Here is a 16,299-nt window from a genome sequence, read left to right as displayed (position 1 = left end):
AAGCGGAAGTCGTTCCGGCGCGAATGCGTCGGTTTTTGAGAAAGTTAGCGCCGGCGGCGCGCCAGGCGCGCAATTTAACGGGAGCGGCCCGCAATATCTTCCCGCGGGCGACCGCGGTCAATCGCGGCTCTGGTCATGTTTGAACTATTCCAGATTCGCATCCCGCCGCGGAATCGCCGCGATCTTTACGCAGAAATCCGGCGTGGCGCAAAAGCAACGCTCGCGAATTGAATATGTCGGGGCGGCTCACAGGAGCCGCGCAACGCTTGCGCGCAAAGATGCGAGCGTCTAGCGATCGTTAACAGGGCTTTAACTGCTCCCGCCTGGGGCGGCGCGCCAGAACACTATGGAGGACAGCCGCAGCCATGATCGGGGCGACGATCACGCGCTATTTTGCGCTGCGGTTTATGCGTACGATTCTGGCGATCTTTTTTACGATTTTCTGCCTGATGTTCGTCGTGGTGTTCGTCGAGATGCTGCGGCGCGCCAGCGACAATCCGCAGGCCGGCGCGGCGACCGTTGCGCTGATGACGGCGATGCGGGTGCCGGCGGCGGCCGAGATGATCCTGCCTTTCGCCGTTCTCTTCGGATCGATGGCGACCTTCGTCGACCTCACCAGGAAGCTTGAATTGATCGTCGCTCGCGCCGCCGGCATGTCGGTTTGGCAGTTCATTGCGCCGCCGGCGCTCACCGCCCTGCTCATCGGGGTTGTGTCTGTGGCGATTTACAACCCGCTCTCGGCGTCGATGAAACAGCGCTCCGAGCAAATGGAGTGGGATCTTTTCGGCGTGCCCGGCAGTTTGCGCATCGACCACGGCGTCTGGCTGCGCCAGCATGGCGTCGACGGCCTCGCGATCATGCACGCCATGAACTCCTCGAATGGCGGCTCGGAGCTCGCGGAGGTCAGCGTCAACATTTACGCGGCGCGCGGCGGTTTCCTGGAGCGGGTCGAAGCGCGTCACGCGCGACTCGAGCCCGGGGTCTGGGTGCTCGAAAACGCGCAGGTCAGCCTGCCCGGAGAGCCGGCGCGCAGCGTCGGTTCTTACATGCTCGCCACCGACCTGACGCCCGAGCAGGTTGCGGCGGCGACGACGCCGCCGCAAGGCACGCCGTTCTGGTCGCTGCCGGAAATGACGGCGCGCACCGCCGAAGCGGGTCTCGACGCGACCGGCTATCGGCTGCAGTTTCAGACGCTTCTTGCGCGACCGCTGCTGCTCGTCGCCATGGTTCTCGTCGCCGCTTCCTTTTCATTAAGATTCTTTCGATTTGGCGGGGTCGCAAAAACCCTTTCGGGTGGCGTGGCCGCAGGCTTCGTGCTTTACATCGTTACTAAAGTCCTCTCGGATCTCGGCGGCGCAGGCATGGTCAGCCCTGTAGTGGCCGCATGGTCGCCTGCGCTTGTCGGGAGCATGTTGGGCACGGTCATTTTGCTCTATTCGGAGGACGGCTGATGGCGCTCACCAGCTCCTCCCGGCGCCTATCCCTTCTTGCGGGCGCGCTCGCTCTCGTCGAGGCGGCCTTCGCCACGCACTCCGCCGCTGCCGCGCCGCCGGCCGCGGGCGCCGATGCGCGCATGGTCGTCGAGGCCAAGGAGCTCGTCTATGACGAGAAAAAGAACACCGTCACGGCGCGCGGGGCCGTCCAGATCTATTACAAGGGCCGGCTGCTCGAAGCCGACCGCGTCACCTATGACCGCAACACGTCGCGCGTCTTCGCCGAGGGCCACGCCACGCTGACCGAGACCGACGGCTCCATCGCCAGGGCCGAGCGTTTCGACTTCACGGACGATTTCAAGAACGGGTTCATCGAGAGCCTGCAGGTCGACACCGTCAACAACACGCATTTCACCTCGCCGCGCGCCGAGCGGACCGGCGAGACGACGACCTTCGAAATGGGCACCTACACCGCCTGCGAGGCCTGTCGAAACGATCCCGCAAAGCCGCGCACGTGGTCGGTTCGCGCCAAACGGATCATTCACGACAACGTCGAGAAGATGGTCTATTACGAGGATGCGTCTTTCGAACTTCTTGGCGTGCCCGTCGCCTATGTGCCGTTCTGGTCGTCGCCGGACCCGTCGGTGAAGCGCAAGTCCGGTTTTCTGTCACCGGTCTTCATCTATCGCCAGCAGCTCGGCGCCGGCGTCGGCGTGCCTTACTTCTGGGCGATTGCGCCGGATTACGACCTCACCGTAACGCCGATTTATTTTTCCCGGCAGGGCCCGTTCGTGACGGCCGAATTCCGTCAGCGCTTTGATAATGGCGGCTACACGATCCGCGGTCAGGGCACGCATGTGGGAGACACAGGCGCCTTCGCGCAAGCCCCGCTTGGCGCCGGCAACAAGCAGTGGCGCGGCGCCCTCCAGTCTTTCGGCGAATTCTGGCTCAACGACCGTTGGCGCGCTGGCTGGGACATCACGGCGCTGTCCGATCGCTACTTCCTGCAGGACTATCAGCAGTACAACTATCTCCTGCAGAACTATTTCTTCCGCGAAGCGTCATCGACGATCTATCTGACCGGCCAAGGACCGCGCAGCTATTTCGACATGCGCGGCTACTATTTCCAGCTGCTGTCGCCCAATGACGTGCAGGCGCAGCAGCCCGTCGTCCATCCGGTGATCGACTATAACCGCGTCTTCGACATCGATCCTGCGGCGACGGCAGGCGTTGGCGGACAGGTTGAACTCGACGCCAATGTGACGAGCACTTCCGCCAACGTCGCGAACTTCGAGTCCATACAGCCGCGAACGCTCGACCGCATCTATAGCCTCTACAACGTTTGCCAGATTTACGGGCGGGCGCCCGACCCGGCGCAGAGCGGCTGTCTGTTGCGCGGCGTCGGCGGCGATTATCAGCACGCAACGATCAGCGGCGCCTGGAAGCGTAAAATCATCGATCCGGTCGGCGGCGTGTGGACCCCGTTCGCGTTCGCGCGTTTCGTCGGAAGTTATCTCGATTACGACCGGCAAGGCTTGTTCCCGATCTATAACCAAAGTCTGTCGGCGATCCCCAATGCCGCGCAGGGCCAGTTCTTCAACGGCGCCGACAACCGCTTCCGCGGCCAGGCGCTCCCGGGCTTCGGCGCCGAATGGCGCTACCCGATCCTCGCCAGAAGCTTTATCGGCGACATCGTCTTCGAACCGATCGCGCAGGTCATCGCCCGTCCCAACGAGACTTCAATTCCATCGCTGGTGAACATCGACGCGCAAAGCCTCGTTTTCGACGATTCAACGCTGTTCGAGTGGAGCAAGTTCTCTGGCTACGACCGGTTCGAGACAGGCACGCGCCTCAACTATGGCGGCCAGGCCACCCTGTCGTTGTCCAATGGCGGCTTCATCAACGCGATGATCGGCCAGTCGCGGCAGATCGCCGGCGCCAACTCCTATGCGCAGGCTGACGCGGCGAATGTCGGCCTCGATTCCGGCCTCGACTCGCGCGCGTCGGACATCGTCGGGCGGTTCGCCTTTGCGCCCTCATCCGTTCTCAGCCTCGTGGCCAAGGGCCGCTTCGATAAGGGCAACTTGCGCGCGCGCCGGCTCGACGTGTTCGCGACAATGAATCTGGATCCGATCTCGCTCCAGCTCCAATACGCGAATTACGCGTCACAGCCGGCGATTGGCTTTGACGTGCGTCGTCAGGGACTCTCCGCGACTGGAAAATACGACATCACAAAAAACTATTTCCTGATGGGCACCGTCACCTTCGATATGAGCCGCTACCTCTATAACTCGCTCACCAATCCAACGACCACCTACTACGGAACGACGCTTACGGGCTCAAATCTCACCGGCACGGCGCCCCTATTCTCGGTCGCAACGCTCGGCGGCGGCATCGGTTATCAGGACGAATGCACGACGCTGTCGATCAATTATTCGCAGATCTATCAGCCGCAGTCCTACACGGGCCTGCCGGCGCGCAACCAGACGATAATGGTCACGCTCCAGCTGCGCACCCTGGGCGAAGCAAAGTTCAACTACGGCGTCGGTTCGATGCTGGTGAACGATGGCGTGGGGACCGCCGCCGCCCTGCCCCGCTGAGCTGCTCTAGATAATTGTTCTATCCTCGGTCGGGAGGACGCCCGCCGCCCCCTGTGCTAAAAGCGCGGCGACGAAGGGACCCGACACGAATGCGCTGTCGCGCAAAGGAGAATGCAATGAGCTTTTTTATCTCGCTCGCCGCCGGCGCATGTCTCGCTCTAGGCGCGGCGACGCCGCTCTTCGCCGAGGAGCTTTCAGGCAAGCAGAAGGTTGAGATCGAGAAGGTCGTGCACGACTATCTCATTGCGAACCCGGAAGTGGTCCGGGAAGCAATTGACGAACTGGGAAAGCGCGAGAAAGTCGCCGAGGCCGCCACGCGCGAAAAGGCCGTCGGCCAGCACGGTGATAAAATCGTGAACTCGCCCAACCAGGCCGTCGTGGGCAATCCGAGCGGCGACGTCACGCTCGTCGAGTTCTTCGACTACAACTGCGGCTACTGCAAGCAGTCGATGGCTTCGGTCGCCAAGTTGATCGAGGCGGACCCCAAGTTGCGGGTGGTGCTCAAAGACTTCCCCATTCTCGGCCCCGACTCCGTCGAGGCGGCGCAGGTCGCGACCGCCGCGCGCATGCAGCTCGACAGCCAGAAGTTCTGGGAATTCCATCGCAAGCTGCTCACGACTCGCGGCCACATCGGCAAGCAGCAGGCGCTGGCCGCGGCGAAGGACGTCGGTGCCGATATGCCCCGTCTCGAGAAAGACATGTCGAGCGCAGAGACAAAGGCCGCACTGAAGGAAGTCGCGACGCTGGCCGATGAGCTGCGGTTCGATGGAACGCCCGCCTGGGTGATCGGCAAAGAGGCGATCGTCGGCGGCGTGCCCTACGCGCAACTGAAAGCCAAGATCGAAAACATGCGCAAATGCGGCAAGTCCGTCTGCTAGCGCGGCGACGGGCTTCCTTTGCGGCGACAACGAGGCTAAGACAGACAGCCTGCCGCCTTGAGATTTTTCTGGGAACGTTTTCGGAAGCGCTATGTCAGCCGTCCATGTGCTTAACGGTCCCAATCTCAATCTTCTCGGCAGGCGTGAGCCCGCGATCTACGGAACGGCGTCGCTCGACGATATCCGCGCGACGCTGGAAAAGCGTTGCGCCGAACGCGGCGTGTCGCTGGTTTTCCGGCAATCCAACCACGAAGGCGATCTCGTCGACTGGATCCATGAAGCCGGCAGCGCGGGGGCGCCTGTCATTTTGAACGCTGGCGCGCTGACGCACACATCGATCGCGCTCTATGATGCGATCAAGGGCGCGGAAGCTGTGGTCATCGAAGTGCATCTATCCAATGTGCACGCGCGCGAGAGCTTTCGGAGCCATTCCTACATCTCGCCCGCGGCGCGCGGCGTGATCGCGGGCTTCGGCCCGCTCTCATACATTCTTGCCCTCGACGCTGTCTTTGAAAACGAACTGAGAAAGAGCTGAGACACTTATGGCGCGCAAAGCTCAACCGCCTCGAACCGCTTCCTCCCGCAAACCGGCGTCGGTCTCCGCGCCCGCGCCCGTCATCGACGCGGATCTGCTGCGCACGATTGCGGAGCTCGTCGCAAACTGCAATTTGACCGAATTTGAGGTGGAGAAGGGCGATTTGCGTATCCGCGCGGCGCGCACGCCTGCCGCAGCAATCGCGAGCGTCGTCGCGCCGTCGGTCCAACCCCTGCCGCCGCCAACGGCAAAGCCGGTCACATCCCCGGCTCCCGTCACGGAGCCCCCCGAATACCTGGATGCTGTGAAGTCGCCCATGGTCGGCACCGCCTATCTTCGGCCGAACCCCGACGCAAAGCCCTTCGTCGAGATCGGCGCGCGCGTTTCGCTCGGCGACAAGCTCTTGCTGATCGAGGCGATGAAGACCTTCAACGACATCGTCGCCACCAAATCCGGCATTGTGACGGCCATACTGGTCGAGGACGGCCAGCCAGTGGAATACGGCGAACCTCTCCTCGTGATCGAGTAGGCGGCGGTAAGAGATGTTCGACAAGATCCTTATCGCCAACCGCGGCGAAATCGCGCTGCGCATCCTGCGCGCAGCCAAGGAATTAGGCGTCGCAACGGTCGCCGTGCATTCGACCGCCGACGCCGACGCCATGCACGTCAAGCTCGCCGACGAGTCCGTCTGCATAGGGCCTGCCCCCGCCCGCGACTCCTATCTCAATATTCCTGCCCTGCTCTCCGCCTGCGAAATCACCGGCGCGGACGCCGTGCATCCGGGCTACGGTTTCCTTTCGGAGAACGCGCGCTTCGCGGAGATTCTCGAAGAACACAACATCACCTTCATCGGCCCGAAATCCGAGCACATCCGCCTGATGGGCGACAAGATCGAAGCCAAGGCGACGGCCAAGAAACTTGGCATTCCTTGCGTGCCTGGCTCCGAAGGGCCGATCCTGAGCGAAAAGGAAGCGCTGAAGGTCGCCGAAAGGATCGGCTTTCCCGTTCTGGTGAAGGCGGCGTCCGGCGGCGGCGGCCGCGGCATGAAGGTCGCGCGCGACGCGCATGACCTTCCCATCGCAATCGCCACCGCGCGCACCGAAGCAAAGGCCGCGTTCGGCGACGATACGGTCTACATCGAGAAATTTCTCGAAAAGCCGCGTCATATCGAGTTTCAGATTTTCGGCGACGGCAAGGGCCAGGCGGTGCACCTCGGCGAGCGCGACTGTTCGCTCCAGCGCCGACACCAGAAGATCTGGGAAGAGAGCCCCTCGCCCGCGCTCAACGACGCCCAGCGTTCGGAGATCGGCGAGATCTGCTCGCGCGCCATGCGAGACATGCAATACGCCGGCGCCGGCACAATCGAGTTTCTCTACGAAAACGGCGAATTCTATTTTATCGAGATGAATACGCGCATTCAGGTCGAGCATCCCGTGACGGAGGCGATCACCGGCGTCGATCTCGTCTGCGAACAGATCCGGGTCGCGGCAGGCTCGCCGCTCTCCCTGCGACAGCAAGACATGTGGTTCTACGGCCACGCCATCGAATGCCGCGTAAACGCCGAGCACCCCACGAGCTTCAGGCCCTCGCCGGGGCGCATCGCTTATTACCATCCGCCCGGCGGCGTCGGGGTCCGCGTCGATTCAGCGGTCTATCAGGGCTATACGATCCCCTCCAACTACGACTCGCTCATCGGAAAACTGATCGTTCACGGGCGCAACCGAACGGAAGCGCTGATGCGACTGCGGCGCGCGCTCGATGAATTTATCGTCGACGGCATCGATACGACGCTTCCGCTGTTCCGCACGCTCGTGCGCAACGCCGACGTTCAAAACGGAATTTACGACATTCATTGGTTGGAGCATTTTCTGGCGACGGGCGGCATCGAGCCCGGATTTTAGAGCGAAGGGTGGAAGAAGATGAACCGATCCTTGGTCATCGTCGCAACGGTTCTGGCGGCAGCTGCGCCGCTCTCATCCGCCCACGCAAAAACTACCATGCGCGGTCCCTTCGTCTTCACTTGTTCGGGCGATCCCAACGCGGCTCTGAGCGTCACTTTCCTTGGCGCGAACGCCAATCGCGCCAAACTTGTCTTTAAAGGCGAGACTGTGATGGCCAAACAGGCCATGGCCGCGAGCGGCGCGCGCTACGTCGCAAAGAATATCGAGTTCTGGAACAAGGGCGACGACGCGATGGTGGAGTGGCGGGGCGCGAAGCTCAACTGCACGACGCATAATTAATTCGATTTCTTTAAAGAAACTCGCCGCCGAGGGTGGCGCGGCGTTCTCGCGCCGCTATCCTTGAGTATATGTCCCGCCTCAACGCCCCCTATGCGATCACCCCGCATCTTCTGCTCCGCGCCTATTCCATCGGGCTTTTCCCGATGGCCGAGAGCGCTGACGACGATCAGCTCTACTGGGTCGATCCGGAGCGGCGCGCGATCTTTCCGCTCGATGACTTCATCGTGTCGCGCTCCCTGGCCAAGACCGTACGGTCCGATCGCTTCGAGGTTGTCGTCGATCGCGATTTCGACGCGGTGATCGAAGCTTGCGCCGCTCCCGCGTTTCGACGTGAGCGGACCTGGATCAACGCCGAAATTCACAGGCTTTATCGCGAGTTGTTCGATATCGGCTTCGCACATACGGTCGAATGCCGCCTCGATGGGCGTCTCGTCGGGGGGCTCTACGGCGTCGCTCTCGGAAGCGCGTTTTTCGGGGAGAGCATGTTCCATCTGGAGCGCGACGCCTCAAAGGTCGCGCTTGTCCACCTGATGGGGCGATTACGGGCGGGCGGCTTCCAGCTGCTCGACACGCAATTCATTACGCCGCATCTCGCCTCGCTCGGCGCGATCGAGGTTTCACGCGAGGAATATCATCGCGCGCTCGAGCAGGCGCTTCCAGAGAAGGCCAACTTCAACGTCTGGCCCAAGAACGCGCCCGTGAGCGGCGCTCAGGCGCTGGCCGCGCTCGCGGATTAGAAGGGAAACAGCGGGCTGCTCGCTGGAGGCGGCGCCGCAGCGGGACTGGGCTGTTCGGCGCGCCGCTTCTTCTTCTTGCGTCCGCCTGTCGGCGAGGCGGCAGGATCTTCCGCTGGCGCAGGAGCCGCCTCAGGCTCGACGGGCGCCGGAGCGGCCTGATCGACGGGCCCGATCGGCTGATTTTCCATTGGCGGCGGCGCCGTCGGTTCAACTCTCCTCGAGCGGCGCTTCTTGCCGCTGGCGCCTTCGAGAGCGGTGGTCGCCTCGGCCTCGGCAGGCTGAGCCGCCGGCGCGGCCGCCTCAGCGGGCGGCGCGACCGTCTCCTTGCCGCCTTTGCAGTCGACCAGCCAGACGTCATAGACGGGATGTTCGACCCCGTGGAGACCGGGACTTGCGGCGAACATCCAGCCCGAGAAGACGCGCTTCGCCTCTTGTTTAGCGTCGGTCTTGACCGATTCGGGCTTGGGGTCGCCCCGGCGTTCCGGCTTGAGGATGAGTTCGTCCACCTCGACGAAGCTGGTCGTCTGCGGCGTTTCGGTCTGCGGTCGCGTGTTGCACACGCGCGGCGTCACCTGAAGGGCGCCGAACTGCACGGTTTCGTCGATCGCGACGTCAAAATTGATGATGCGGCCAGTTGTCTTGTCGAGGCCGGCGAAGATCGCGGTCGGATGCCGGATCGGCTCGGCTGACGCTGCGACCGCAAAAAAAGCCCACGCGCCGACAGCCGCTGGCGTCAGGGATAAGGGCAACTTCATCCGATCACCGCATGATTCTCCGCCCGCCTCAAAAACAAGCCGGGGACGAAAGCAGGCAAGAAAGGCCTTTCCAAGGAGAGCGCCGCTCAGCCTTCGGGCCGCCAGGGGGCGTAGTCGCCGCCGGCGGGCGGCCGCTCGCCCAGCGCAAGCTGAGAGCCCGGCGGCCGATAGGCCTGCGGCGTTCCGGTCAAATTGGCCTGATGCGGAAGCTCCCAGGCGCGCGGCCGATAGGTCTCGTCCGTCGGCGACGTATCCACCGTGTGGTGCAGCCAGCCATACCATCCGGGCGGCGTCGCCGAACCCTCGCAATAGCCGTTATAGATCACCCAGCGCCGTTCAAAGCCGAGCGCGGAATCGATCTTACCGCCGCGCCGACGGTAATAAACATTGCCGAATTCATCTTCGCCGACGCGCTCGCCGTACAGCAGCGTCCACAGGCCGGTGCTGAGCGTGGCGCGGTTCCACCAGGTGAAGAAGCGAACGATATAGGACATGTATTTGGCGTCCTCGATTTTGTGGCCCCTTATTGCGTCTGATGGCGCCAATGTCCAGCCTTGCCGCAACCCCGCAATCAAGCCGCTCGCGCTTCCGCTTGCGACGCCCCCAGACGGAGGACAGCATGTCCGCGACACTTTCGACCCAATGCTGCGTCGTCGGCGGCGGCCCTGCCGGGCTCATGGCCGGATTTCTGCTCGCGCGCGCCGGCGTTGACGTCATCGTCCTCGAAAAACACGCCGACTTTCTGCGTGACTTTCGCGGCGACACGATTCACCCGTCGACGCTGCGCATCATGGACGAACTCGGCCTTCTCGATGAATTCCTGCGGCTTCCGCACCACAAGACCTATGAGCTTTCGGCTTGGATCGGCGAGCGTCAATACAAAGTCGCCGACTTTTCGAGCCTCCCCGGCACGTGCAATTTCATCGCCTTCATGCCGCAGTGGGATTTTCTCGATTTCATTGCTGAGCATGCGCGCACGCTGCCGAATTTCCGCCTTCTCATGCAGACCGCTGGCGACGACCTCCTGTTCGATGGCGACCGCATCTGCGGCGTTTCGGCGAATGGGCCGGAAGGAGAACTGAAGATCAAGGCCAAGCTGGTCATCGCCGCCGACGGGCGGAGCTCACGGATGCGAGAGGACGCGAAGCTCCCCGTCGAGGACTTCGGCGCGCCGATGGACGTGCTGTGGTTCAAACTGCCGCGCAAGGAGAGCGATCCCGACGAAAGCTTCGGCCGAATCGCGCCGGGTCGCATGCTCGCGATGATCGATCGCGGCGCCTATTGGCAGTGTGGCTGCGTCATTCCAAAAGGCGACGCCGAAAAATTGCGCGAGAAAGGCATCGAGACATTCCGCGACTCCATCGCCGGCTTAACGCCCTTCCTTGCCGATCGCGTCAGCGCGCTTAAGGATTGGACCGACGTGAGCCTACTGACCGTTCAGGTCAATCGGCTCAAGACGTGGAGCCGCCCCGGATTTCTGTGCATCGGCGACGCCGCGCACGCCATGTCGCCCGTCGGCGGCGTCGGCGTGAACCTGGCGATCCAGGACGCCGTCGCCGCCGCCAATCTCCTTTCCACGAAGCTGCGCGACGATGCGCTAAGCGATGAGGACGTGCGCGCCGTGCAGCGCCGGCGGGAGTTTCCGACCCGCGTGACGCAGGCACTTCAGCTCGCCATCCAGAATCGCGTGGTGCGCAGCGTGCTCTCCGCGCAAAAACCCTTGGACGCACTGCTGGCGCTGCGACTCCTTAACGCCGTGCCGCTGCTGCGCAGACTGCCGGCGCGGCTCATCGGTCTCGGCGTGCGGCCCGAGCACATCCAAACGTAAGCCCGTCAATCGGCGTCGCGAATAAAGGCGCCGAAAGCGCGCGGGCCGTCGCCGGTCTGGGCTTTCCCGAGAACTTTCAGCGTCTGCGCGTCGAGCGCCCAGAGTTCGTTCGAGAACCAATTGGCGACATAGACTCGCGCGCCGTCGCCGCTGACCGCAAGCCCTTCCGGATATTCGCCGACCTTCAGAGTTTGAAGCGGCGCCAAGGTCTCGGCGTCGAAGACGCTGACGCTGTCGGCATGCTGATTGGCAACGAAGACACGGCCCTTGGCGAGCGCCACCGTGTAAGGCCGGCTGCCGCATTTGAGCGTCGCGACGACTTTGCGAGGCGCGAGGTCGATGACGCTGAGGTCATCCGACTCCACGTTCGCCGAATAGGCGCGCGCGCCGGCGGCGTCGATCGTCACGCCGAAGGGATGCTTGCCGACCGGTATGGTCGCGACGCGTGAAAGCGTCGCCGCGTCAATAATGGAAAGCGCATTGTCGTCGCGGTCGGCGACGACAATCGTGTTGCCGTCCGGCGTGACGGCGACGCCCGACGCCATTGCGCCGACGCCGACGCTGCGCTGCGCGCCATTCGCCAGATCAATCTCGACGAGGCGCCGGCCATAGAGGTCGGCGATATAGACGCGCTTGCCGTCGGGGCTCACGGCGACGCCGAGCGGCCCGCCTGCGACCGGAATGCGCTTCTCGATGGTGCGGGTCGCCGCGTCGATGACGGTGAGAAACTTGCCTTCGGGGCTAGTGATGAAGGCGCGCGCGCCGTCGCGCGACACCGCGACTCCGGCCGGTTTGCCGCCGATGGGCAGCGTCGCGACGGTCTGCATTTTGGAAAGATCGACGATCGAGAGCGCGTCGGCGCCTTGCGCCGTGACGAAGGCCTCGTCGGCCATGGCGGGTGAAGCCAGAACAACAAAGAGACCGGCGAGTAAGGCACGCGCCCATCCCCTCTCCCCGTTTACGGGGAGAGGGTTAGGGTGAGGGGCCGGGGCATTTGTCCTATACATCCGATCATGCGCCATAGGTTCGGAAAATCACCAAGCCCCTCACCCTAGCCCTCTCCCCGCTATTAGCGGGGAGAGGGAACGCTCGCTTCCACCTTCGCCTTCAAGGCGGCGAGATAGGCGCGCTGCATCGCGGTGACCGCGGCGATGGCGACGTCGTCGTTCAATTCCGGCGGCGGGTCGTTGTTGGGATAGCCGCGGTAGAAGCGCGCCTTCCATTCGACTTGCGTCTTGCCGCCTTCGGCCGGCCGCAACGTAATCAGCGCGGTGTAATTCGTCGCCGGCAACCGCTTCACATCATCGCCTTCGCGATGCACGCCAAGCAGCATCCGCTCGGCGTCGCGCTTCGTCAGCAGCTCCTCAATGACGCCGCCGTCGGCCATGATCAGCCTGCGCCGCGCCTGATCGGGAACATCGTCGCCCGATGCTTCTATACGGGCGACGCCCGGCAGCCAGTCGGCGTGAGCGAAGTCAGAGACGACCGCCCAGACGTTGTCCGGCCGCGCATCCACGATCGTCGTCTCGACGACTTTCAGCGGCGACGCGCCATGCGCCGCGACTGCGGCGATCGGCAGAAACACCGCGAGCCCCGCCGCAGCGCCAAGGATGAGCCGGCGCGTGACCGCGATCATGACCGACGCTTGGCGCATGGCGCGGCGCTTACTTGCTCTCCGCCTTGGCCTTCAACGCGGCAAGACCGGATTTGTAAATGTCGCTCACCGCCTTCAGCCCGGCCTCGTCGGAAAGTTCCGGCGGCGGATCATTGTTCATGAAGCCGCGATAAAACGCGCCCTTCCATTCGACGACGCTCTTGCCGCCGTCTTCCTTCACGCTGATCGTCGCAGCGTAGTTATTGACCGGCAGCACTTTCACGTCGACGGCGTCGATCTTGTAGCTCAGCGACTTGCCGTCGGCGTCATATTTCGTCAGCGTCTCGTCGATTGTGCCGCCGTTCTTGAGGGTCAGCTTGCGCTTCGCGTCGACGGCGTTGCCGCCCGTCCCTTCCGTCTTTGCAATAGCGGGATGCCAGTTCCAATCCTGGAAATTGCCGACGATCTCCCAGACCTTCGCGGCCGGGGCGTCGATTTCGATCTTTTCGACGACCTTCTGGCGCGACGGGCCGTGCGCGAAGGCGGGACCGGCGAGCAGCCCGGCGGAAAACAGCGACAGGGCCGCAACGACACATGCGCGGCGCGCAAGCACAAACGTCATTAGGATCTCCCAGAAAGCCTGATCTTGGCCGCCAGTGTGAGCGGGCAGGCGCACATAAGGGCGCCTAAAGCGGCGGCGTCAAGAGTAGCGAAGAACTCGACCGCGCGGGCGCAGTCGTCAGGTCGACTATGGCATAAAGGTCGTGCGCGCCACTTGCGCCCAAACTAATCACCATCCATATACCATCCAGACAGATGGTGAGAGGATGGCGATGGCGGACTTACACAAATTACGAGAAAGACCGCCGGAGGCAGAGAAAATCACGATCAATGTCGGATATGTCGATCTCGGCCATATCGATCTCCTGGTGCGCGAAGGCTTCTACTCCAACCGCACCGACTTCATCCGCACGGCCATCCGCAACCAGCTCAGCGCGCATTCGGACGCAGTCAAACAGTCCATCGTGCGGAACACGATGGAACTCGGCTTGCGCCACTACAGCCGCGAAGACCTCGAGACCGTAAAGGCGGCCGGCCGCAGGCTGCGGATCCATGTCCTGGGACTGGCGTCCATCGCCGAAGACGTCACGCCGGAACTCGCGCGCGAGACCATCGAATCCATCACGGTGCTCGGCGCGCTGCAAGCGAGCAAGACCGTCAAGGCGGCGCTCCAGGACCGCATCAGTTGACCTTCTCACTCTCCCGCGAGGCGTAGACAAAATGAAAGACCTCCTGACGAGCGCCTTCAACAGGGCGACGCAATTGACGCGCGAGCGAAATCTCGCGGAAGCGACGCGCGTGCTGATGGGCGCGCTGACGGCCGGCGGCGCTGCGACGCCGACGCCGCAGCCGGCCGCGCATGCCGAGCCGCATCCCCCGACGTTTCGTCTGCGCCGTCCGCTCGGCGAGACGGTGGAGTTGCTGCGCCATGCCGGTCTTCCGGGCCTCAATCAAAGCGGCGCGCCGCTCGTCGGCCTGCGACAAGCCCCCAAAATCGACGTTCCGCCGGGCGCCGCCTACCTCTCGCGCAGCTATGTCGGCCCGGCCGGCGCCCGCGACTATAAGGTCTATGCGCCCGATGGCCTTGGAGACGGCGAACGGCCTTTGATCGTGATGCTTCACGGCTGCTCGCAGAATCCCGACGACTTCGCCGTCGGCTCGCGAATGAATGAGCTGGCTGAAGAACATGGTTTCATCGTCGCCTATCCCGCGCAGTCGACCACGGCCAATCAGATGGGCTGCTGGAACTGGTTCAACCCGGCGGATCAGACCCGCGAGAAGGGCGAGCCCAGCCTCATCGCCGGCATGACCCGCGCCATCATGGCGGAATGGCGCGTCGATGAGTCGCGCGTCTATGTGGCGGGTTTGTCGGCCGGCGGCGCCATGGCCGCGACCATGGCCGCGACCTATCCGGAACTCTACGCCGCAGTGGGCATACATTCCGGCCTCGCGCACGGCTCGGCGAGCGACGTCGCCTCCGCCTTCGCGGCGATGGGCGGTAAGTTCGAACTCGGCGCGGCGCGCAGGTCGCTGTCTGACGACTACGTGCGGACAATCGTTTTCCACGGCGAAGCCGACCAGAAGGTGCATCCGACCAACGGGGAAACGATCATTGCAGGGGCTCGGCTCGATCTTGCCGATTCGCTCGCGCGCGAAACGCGCGAGACCGGATCGGCGGGCGGCCGCAATTACAGCCGCACCGTCATCGCCGACGCGCGCGGCGTGCCGCAGCTGGAGCATTGGGCTGTCGAGGGGCTCGGCCACGCCTGGTCGGGCGGCAATCCCGACGGGTCCTTCGCCGATCGTCACGGCCCTGAGGCTTCACGCGAAATGGTGCGGTTTTTCCTAGCGGATGCATCGGCGGCGCGGTAGCGCCGGCGCTGTCATGCGCAATCGCCGTCGCCTGATTCTTGCTCCTCCTCGGATGCGCTCGCTGTTATATCATCTTCGTCGTGAGGAGTTTGCTGGCGACGCGGCGCAATCCTTTCTTTCTTTTTTCTGAACTGGTCGAGTTTCGCGCCTTCCTCCGGCCTAGCGAAAAAGACATAGGCGGTCACTAGTCCCCACATCGCTTTCTCTTCTTCAAGAGTTTCGGGAAGAATGAGACCCAGGCTGTCGGCAAGTTTGATGCGCCCGATGTTGACAAGAGCTTGAACCGCGAAGGCCCAAGCATCAATCGTCCTTACCGCGATCCAGTGCGATAGCGCCATTAACAGAAATAACGGAGTAGAGAGGGCCAGTATGGACAGATCAAATTTCTCATAAAATGCGGTGATTATGGTCGCAAACCCGAATCCGCCGCTGAGAAAGAACAGCGCAACGAAGAAGTCGACGGACGATTGGGCGCTACTGATTTCTGTTTGAATATATTTTGGAGAAACGGAACACAATTCGTGCCACAAAGTTTGTGAATCGAGATTGAACCTGGTCTTCCCATACGTCTCGAAAGACCTAATCGCATTCCCAAATTTGGTCGGCACGACCTGATCATCCCGCAATGGATAGCGAGCATAATCTTCTAACTGCAGACCAAAAAGCCATCCGGATTGAGCCCCTTGAATGCCTCTTGCGCGTGCTCGTTTAATGTCCAAGTGTCGCTTCACCCTCCGCTCCTTGAGCCACCGCGGCCAGAGAAGATAACCTTCGAGGATGCGGTAGAGTTGAGTAGAGAGGGACGACAGGAAGATTGCGATAGCTCCGGTAATGGACACAAAGGTCACCGCCGCCTCGGAGTCCAGGCTAGTGGGAAGCCAGCCATGTAGCGCGTGGGCCTTCGGATAGACGACAAGCCAGTAGTACCCGAGCACTAAAGCGCTCGAGAAAGCCCACGCATAAAGCCTTCCCCACAGCGTCTTCAGGATTTCCGACATCCGAGCCCTCTTAATGCACTGCCATTAACTCGGTGCATTCGGATGCGGGATCGGAGCTGGCGGCCCCGGATCAGGCGGTCCCGGCGGTCGAGGTGATCGAATTTCACCGCCGCCGCCGTCGGGCTTGGGTTTGCCAGATGCTTCCACGAGCGGCTCCAAATGTTTTTGGCGCTATCCACTCCAGGTTGAGCGACCGCCAGGCCCCTTGTCAACGGGAACTAGCAATGTGCTTGTCATGCGCCTGTCTTACAGGCGCTGCATCTGCGCG

The 16,299-nt window shown here is 62.8% G+C and carries 17 protein-coding genes; 11 read left to right on the top strand and 6 right to left on the bottom strand.

Annotation, left to right across the window (positions count from 1 at the left end; genetic code table 11):
• Positions 1-365 precede the first annotated feature (365 nt).
• From lptG to aat, 8 genes are all read left to right on the top strand, one after another.
• Positions 366-1,451, top strand: a complete 1,086-nt coding sequence (lptG, locus tag A3OO_RS0110225) for an LPS export ABC transporter permease LptG (protein ID WP_018407749.1) — start codon at positions 366-368, stop codon at positions 1,449-1,451.
• A complete protein-coding gene (locus tag A3OO_RS0110220) occupies positions 1,451-4,033 on the top strand; it encodes an LPS-assembly protein LptD (protein ID WP_018407748.1) in 2,583 nt (860 codons plus the stop codon). Before lptG ends, A3OO_RS0110220 begins: the two co-directional genes overlap by 1 nt.
• Positions 4,034-4,122: 89 nt before the next feature.
• Positions 4,123-4,911 carry a DsbA family protein gene (locus A3OO_RS0110215; RefSeq protein ID WP_018407747.1) on the top strand — a complete coding sequence of 263 codons (789 nt, stop codon included), beginning with the start codon at positions 4,123-4,125 and terminating at the stop codon, positions 4,909-4,911.
• Positions 4,912-5,002: 91 nt separating this feature from the next.
• Positions 5,003-5,446, top strand: a complete 444-nt coding sequence (gene aroQ, locus A3OO_RS0110210) for a type II 3-dehydroquinate dehydratase (protein ID WP_018407746.1) — start codon at positions 5,003-5,005, stop codon at positions 5,444-5,446.
• 7 nt (positions 5,447-5,453) lie between these two features.
• The gene (gene accB / locus A3OO_RS0110205; RefSeq protein ID WP_018407745.1) at positions 5,454-5,975 is read left to right on the top strand and encodes an acetyl-CoA carboxylase biotin carboxyl carrier protein; all 522 of its coding nucleotides are present in this window, start codon (positions 5,454-5,456) and stop codon (positions 5,973-5,975) included.
• Positions 5,976-5,988: 13 nt separating this feature from the next.
• Positions 5,989-7,347, top strand: a complete 1,359-nt coding sequence (gene accC, locus A3OO_RS0110200) for an acetyl-CoA carboxylase biotin carboxylase subunit (RefSeq protein ID WP_018407744.1) — start codon at positions 5,989-5,991, stop codon at positions 7,345-7,347.
• An 18-nt stretch (positions 7,348-7,365) separates the two neighbouring features.
• A complete protein-coding gene (locus A3OO_RS21465; RefSeq protein ID WP_040573406.1) occupies positions 7,366-7,686 on the top strand; it encodes an MliC family protein in 321 nt (106 codons plus the stop codon).
• 68 nt (positions 7,687-7,754) lie between these two features.
• Complete coding sequence (aat, locus tag A3OO_RS0110185; RefSeq protein ID WP_018407741.1) at positions 7,755-8,423, top strand: leucyl/phenylalanyl-tRNA--protein transferase; 669 nt, start codon at positions 7,755-7,757, stop codon at positions 8,421-8,423.
• Here the strand turns inward: aat and A3OO_RS21460 are convergent.
• Together A3OO_RS21460 and A3OO_RS0110175 are read right to left on the bottom strand one after the other, a co-directional pair.
• Positions 8,420-9,178 (bottom strand): DUF2155 domain-containing protein, encoded by a 759-nt coding sequence (locus A3OO_RS21460; RefSeq protein ID WP_018407740.1) that lies wholly within the window; start codon positions 9,176-9,178, stop codon positions 8,420-8,422. The two genes, aat and A3OO_RS21460, sit on opposite strands and share 4 nt — an antisense overlap.
• An 86-nt stretch (positions 9,179-9,264) precedes the next feature.
• A complete protein-coding gene (locus A3OO_RS0110175; protein ID WP_018407739.1) occupies positions 9,265-9,672 on the bottom strand; it encodes an NADH:ubiquinone oxidoreductase subunit NDUFA12 in 408 nt (135 codons plus the stop codon).
• A 125-nt stretch (positions 9,673-9,797) separates the two neighbouring features.
• Here A3OO_RS0110175 and A3OO_RS0110170 point away from each other — a divergent pair, with 125 nt between their 5' ends.
• Complete coding sequence (locus A3OO_RS0110170; RefSeq protein WP_018407738.1) at positions 9,798-11,006, top strand: FAD-dependent oxidoreductase; 1,209 nt, start codon at positions 9,798-9,800, stop codon at positions 11,004-11,006.
• Between the two features lie 5 nt (positions 11,007-11,011).
• On the opposite strand, the gene A3OO_RS0110165 is transcribed toward A3OO_RS0110170, so the two are convergent.
• From A3OO_RS0110165 to A3OO_RS0110155, 3 genes are all read right to left on the bottom strand, one after another.
• Entirely contained in the window at positions 11,012-11,899 is an 888-nt protein-coding gene (locus tag A3OO_RS0110165) for a YVTN family beta-propeller repeat protein (RefSeq protein WP_018407737.1), read from the bottom strand.
• A 176-nt stretch (positions 11,900-12,075) separates the two neighbouring features.
• Positions 12,076-12,642, bottom strand: coding sequence for an SRPBCC family protein (locus A3OO_RS0110160; RefSeq protein WP_040573798.1), 567 nt, complete (start codon positions 12,640-12,642; stop codon positions 12,076-12,078).
• A 28-nt stretch (positions 12,643-12,670) separates the two neighbouring features.
• Complete coding sequence (locus A3OO_RS0110155) at positions 12,671-13,222, bottom strand: SRPBCC family protein (protein WP_018407735.1); 552 nt, start codon at positions 13,220-13,222, stop codon at positions 12,671-12,673.
• A gap of 211 nt (positions 13,223-13,433) precedes the next feature.
• Between A3OO_RS0110155 and A3OO_RS0110150 the strand changes: the two genes are divergently transcribed.
• Positions 13,434-13,850 carry a hypothetical protein gene (locus A3OO_RS0110150; RefSeq protein ID WP_026222870.1) on the top strand — a complete coding sequence of 139 codons (417 nt, stop codon included), beginning with the start codon at positions 13,434-13,436 and terminating at the stop codon, positions 13,848-13,850.
• A 31-nt stretch (positions 13,851-13,881) separates the two neighbouring features.
• Entirely contained in the window at positions 13,882-15,033 is a 1,152-nt protein-coding gene (locus tag A3OO_RS0110145) for an extracellular catalytic domain type 1 short-chain-length polyhydroxyalkanoate depolymerase (RefSeq protein WP_018407733.1), read from the top strand.
• Positions 15,034-15,044: 11 nt separating this feature from the next.
• On the opposite strand, the gene A3OO_RS0110140 is transcribed toward A3OO_RS0110145, so the two are convergent.
• Positions 15,045-16,031: a hypothetical protein gene (locus A3OO_RS0110140; protein WP_018407732.1), complete on the bottom strand. Its 987-nt coding sequence runs from the start codon at positions 16,029-16,031 to the stop codon at positions 15,045-15,047.
• Between the last annotated feature and the right edge of the window lie 268 nt (positions 16,032-16,299).

The sequence above is a fragment of the Methylocystis rosea SV97 genome, from assembly GCF_000372845.1.
Classification (GTDB): domain Bacteria; phylum Pseudomonadota; class Alphaproteobacteria; order Rhizobiales; family Beijerinckiaceae; genus Methylocystis; species Methylocystis rosea.
Note: the sequence above shows the minus strand (reverse complement) of the source record. Positions and strands in the feature narration are given on the sequence as shown.

Bases quoted from the DNA above. Each gene is read 5' to 3' on its own strand.
- A3OO_RS0110145 (WP_018407733.1), top strand. From the start codon at position 13,882: ATGAAAGACCTCCTGACGAGCGCCTTCAACAGGGCGACGCAATTGACG.
- A3OO_RS0110170 (WP_018407738.1), top strand. From the start codon at position 9,798: ATGTCCGCGACACTTTCGACCCAATGCTGCGTCGTCGGCGGCGGCCCT.
- A3OO_RS0110175 (WP_018407739.1), bottom strand. From the start codon at position 9,672: ATGTCCTATATCGTTCGCTTCTTCACCTGGTGGAACCGCGCCACGCTC.
- aroQ (WP_018407746.1), top strand. From the start codon at position 5,003: ATGTCAGCCGTCCATGTGCTTAACGGTCCCAATCTCAATCTTCTCGGC.
- lptG (WP_018407749.1), top strand. From the start codon at position 366: ATGATCGGGGCGACGATCACGCGCTATTTTGCGCTGCGGTTTATGCGT.
- A3OO_RS0110150 (WP_026222870.1), top strand. From the start codon at position 13,434: ATGGCGGACTTACACAAATTACGAGAAAGACCGCCGGAGGCAGAGAAA.
- A3OO_RS0110155 (WP_018407735.1), bottom strand. From the start codon at position 13,222: ATGACGTTTGTGCTTGCGCGCCGCGCATGTGTCGTTGCGGCCCTGTCG.
- A3OO_RS0110140 (WP_018407732.1), bottom strand. From the start codon at position 16,031: ATGTCGGAAATCCTGAAGACGCTGTGGGGAAGGCTTTATGCGTGGGCT.
- A3OO_RS21460 (WP_018407740.1), bottom strand. From the start codon at position 9,178: ATGAAGTTGCCCTTATCCCTGACGCCAGCGGCTGTCGGCGCGTGGGCT.
- A3OO_RS21465 (WP_040573406.1), top strand. From the start codon at position 7,366: ATGAACCGATCCTTGGTCATCGTCGCAACGGTTCTGGCGGCAGCTGCG.
- aat (WP_018407741.1), top strand. From the start codon at position 7,755: ATGTCCCGCCTCAACGCCCCCTATGCGATCACCCCGCATCTTCTGCTC.
- A3OO_RS0110160 (WP_040573798.1), bottom strand. From the start codon at position 12,642: ATGATCGCGGTCACGCGCCGGCTCATCCTTGGCGCTGCGGCGGGGCTC.
- accB (WP_018407745.1), top strand. From the start codon at position 5,454: ATGGCGCGCAAAGCTCAACCGCCTCGAACCGCTTCCTCCCGCAAACCG.
- A3OO_RS0110165 (WP_018407737.1), bottom strand. From the start codon at position 11,899: ATGGCCGACGAGGCCTTCGTCACGGCGCAAGGCGCCGACGCGCTCTCG.
- A3OO_RS0110215 (WP_018407747.1), top strand. From the start codon at position 4,123: ATGCGCTGTCGCGCAAAGGAGAATGCAATGAGCTTTTTTATCTCGCTC.
- A3OO_RS0110220 (WP_018407748.1), top strand. From the start codon at position 1,451: ATGGCGCTCACCAGCTCCTCCCGGCGCCTATCCCTTCTTGCGGGCGCG.
- accC (WP_018407744.1), top strand. From the start codon at position 5,989: ATGTTCGACAAGATCCTTATCGCCAACCGCGGCGAAATCGCGCTGCGC.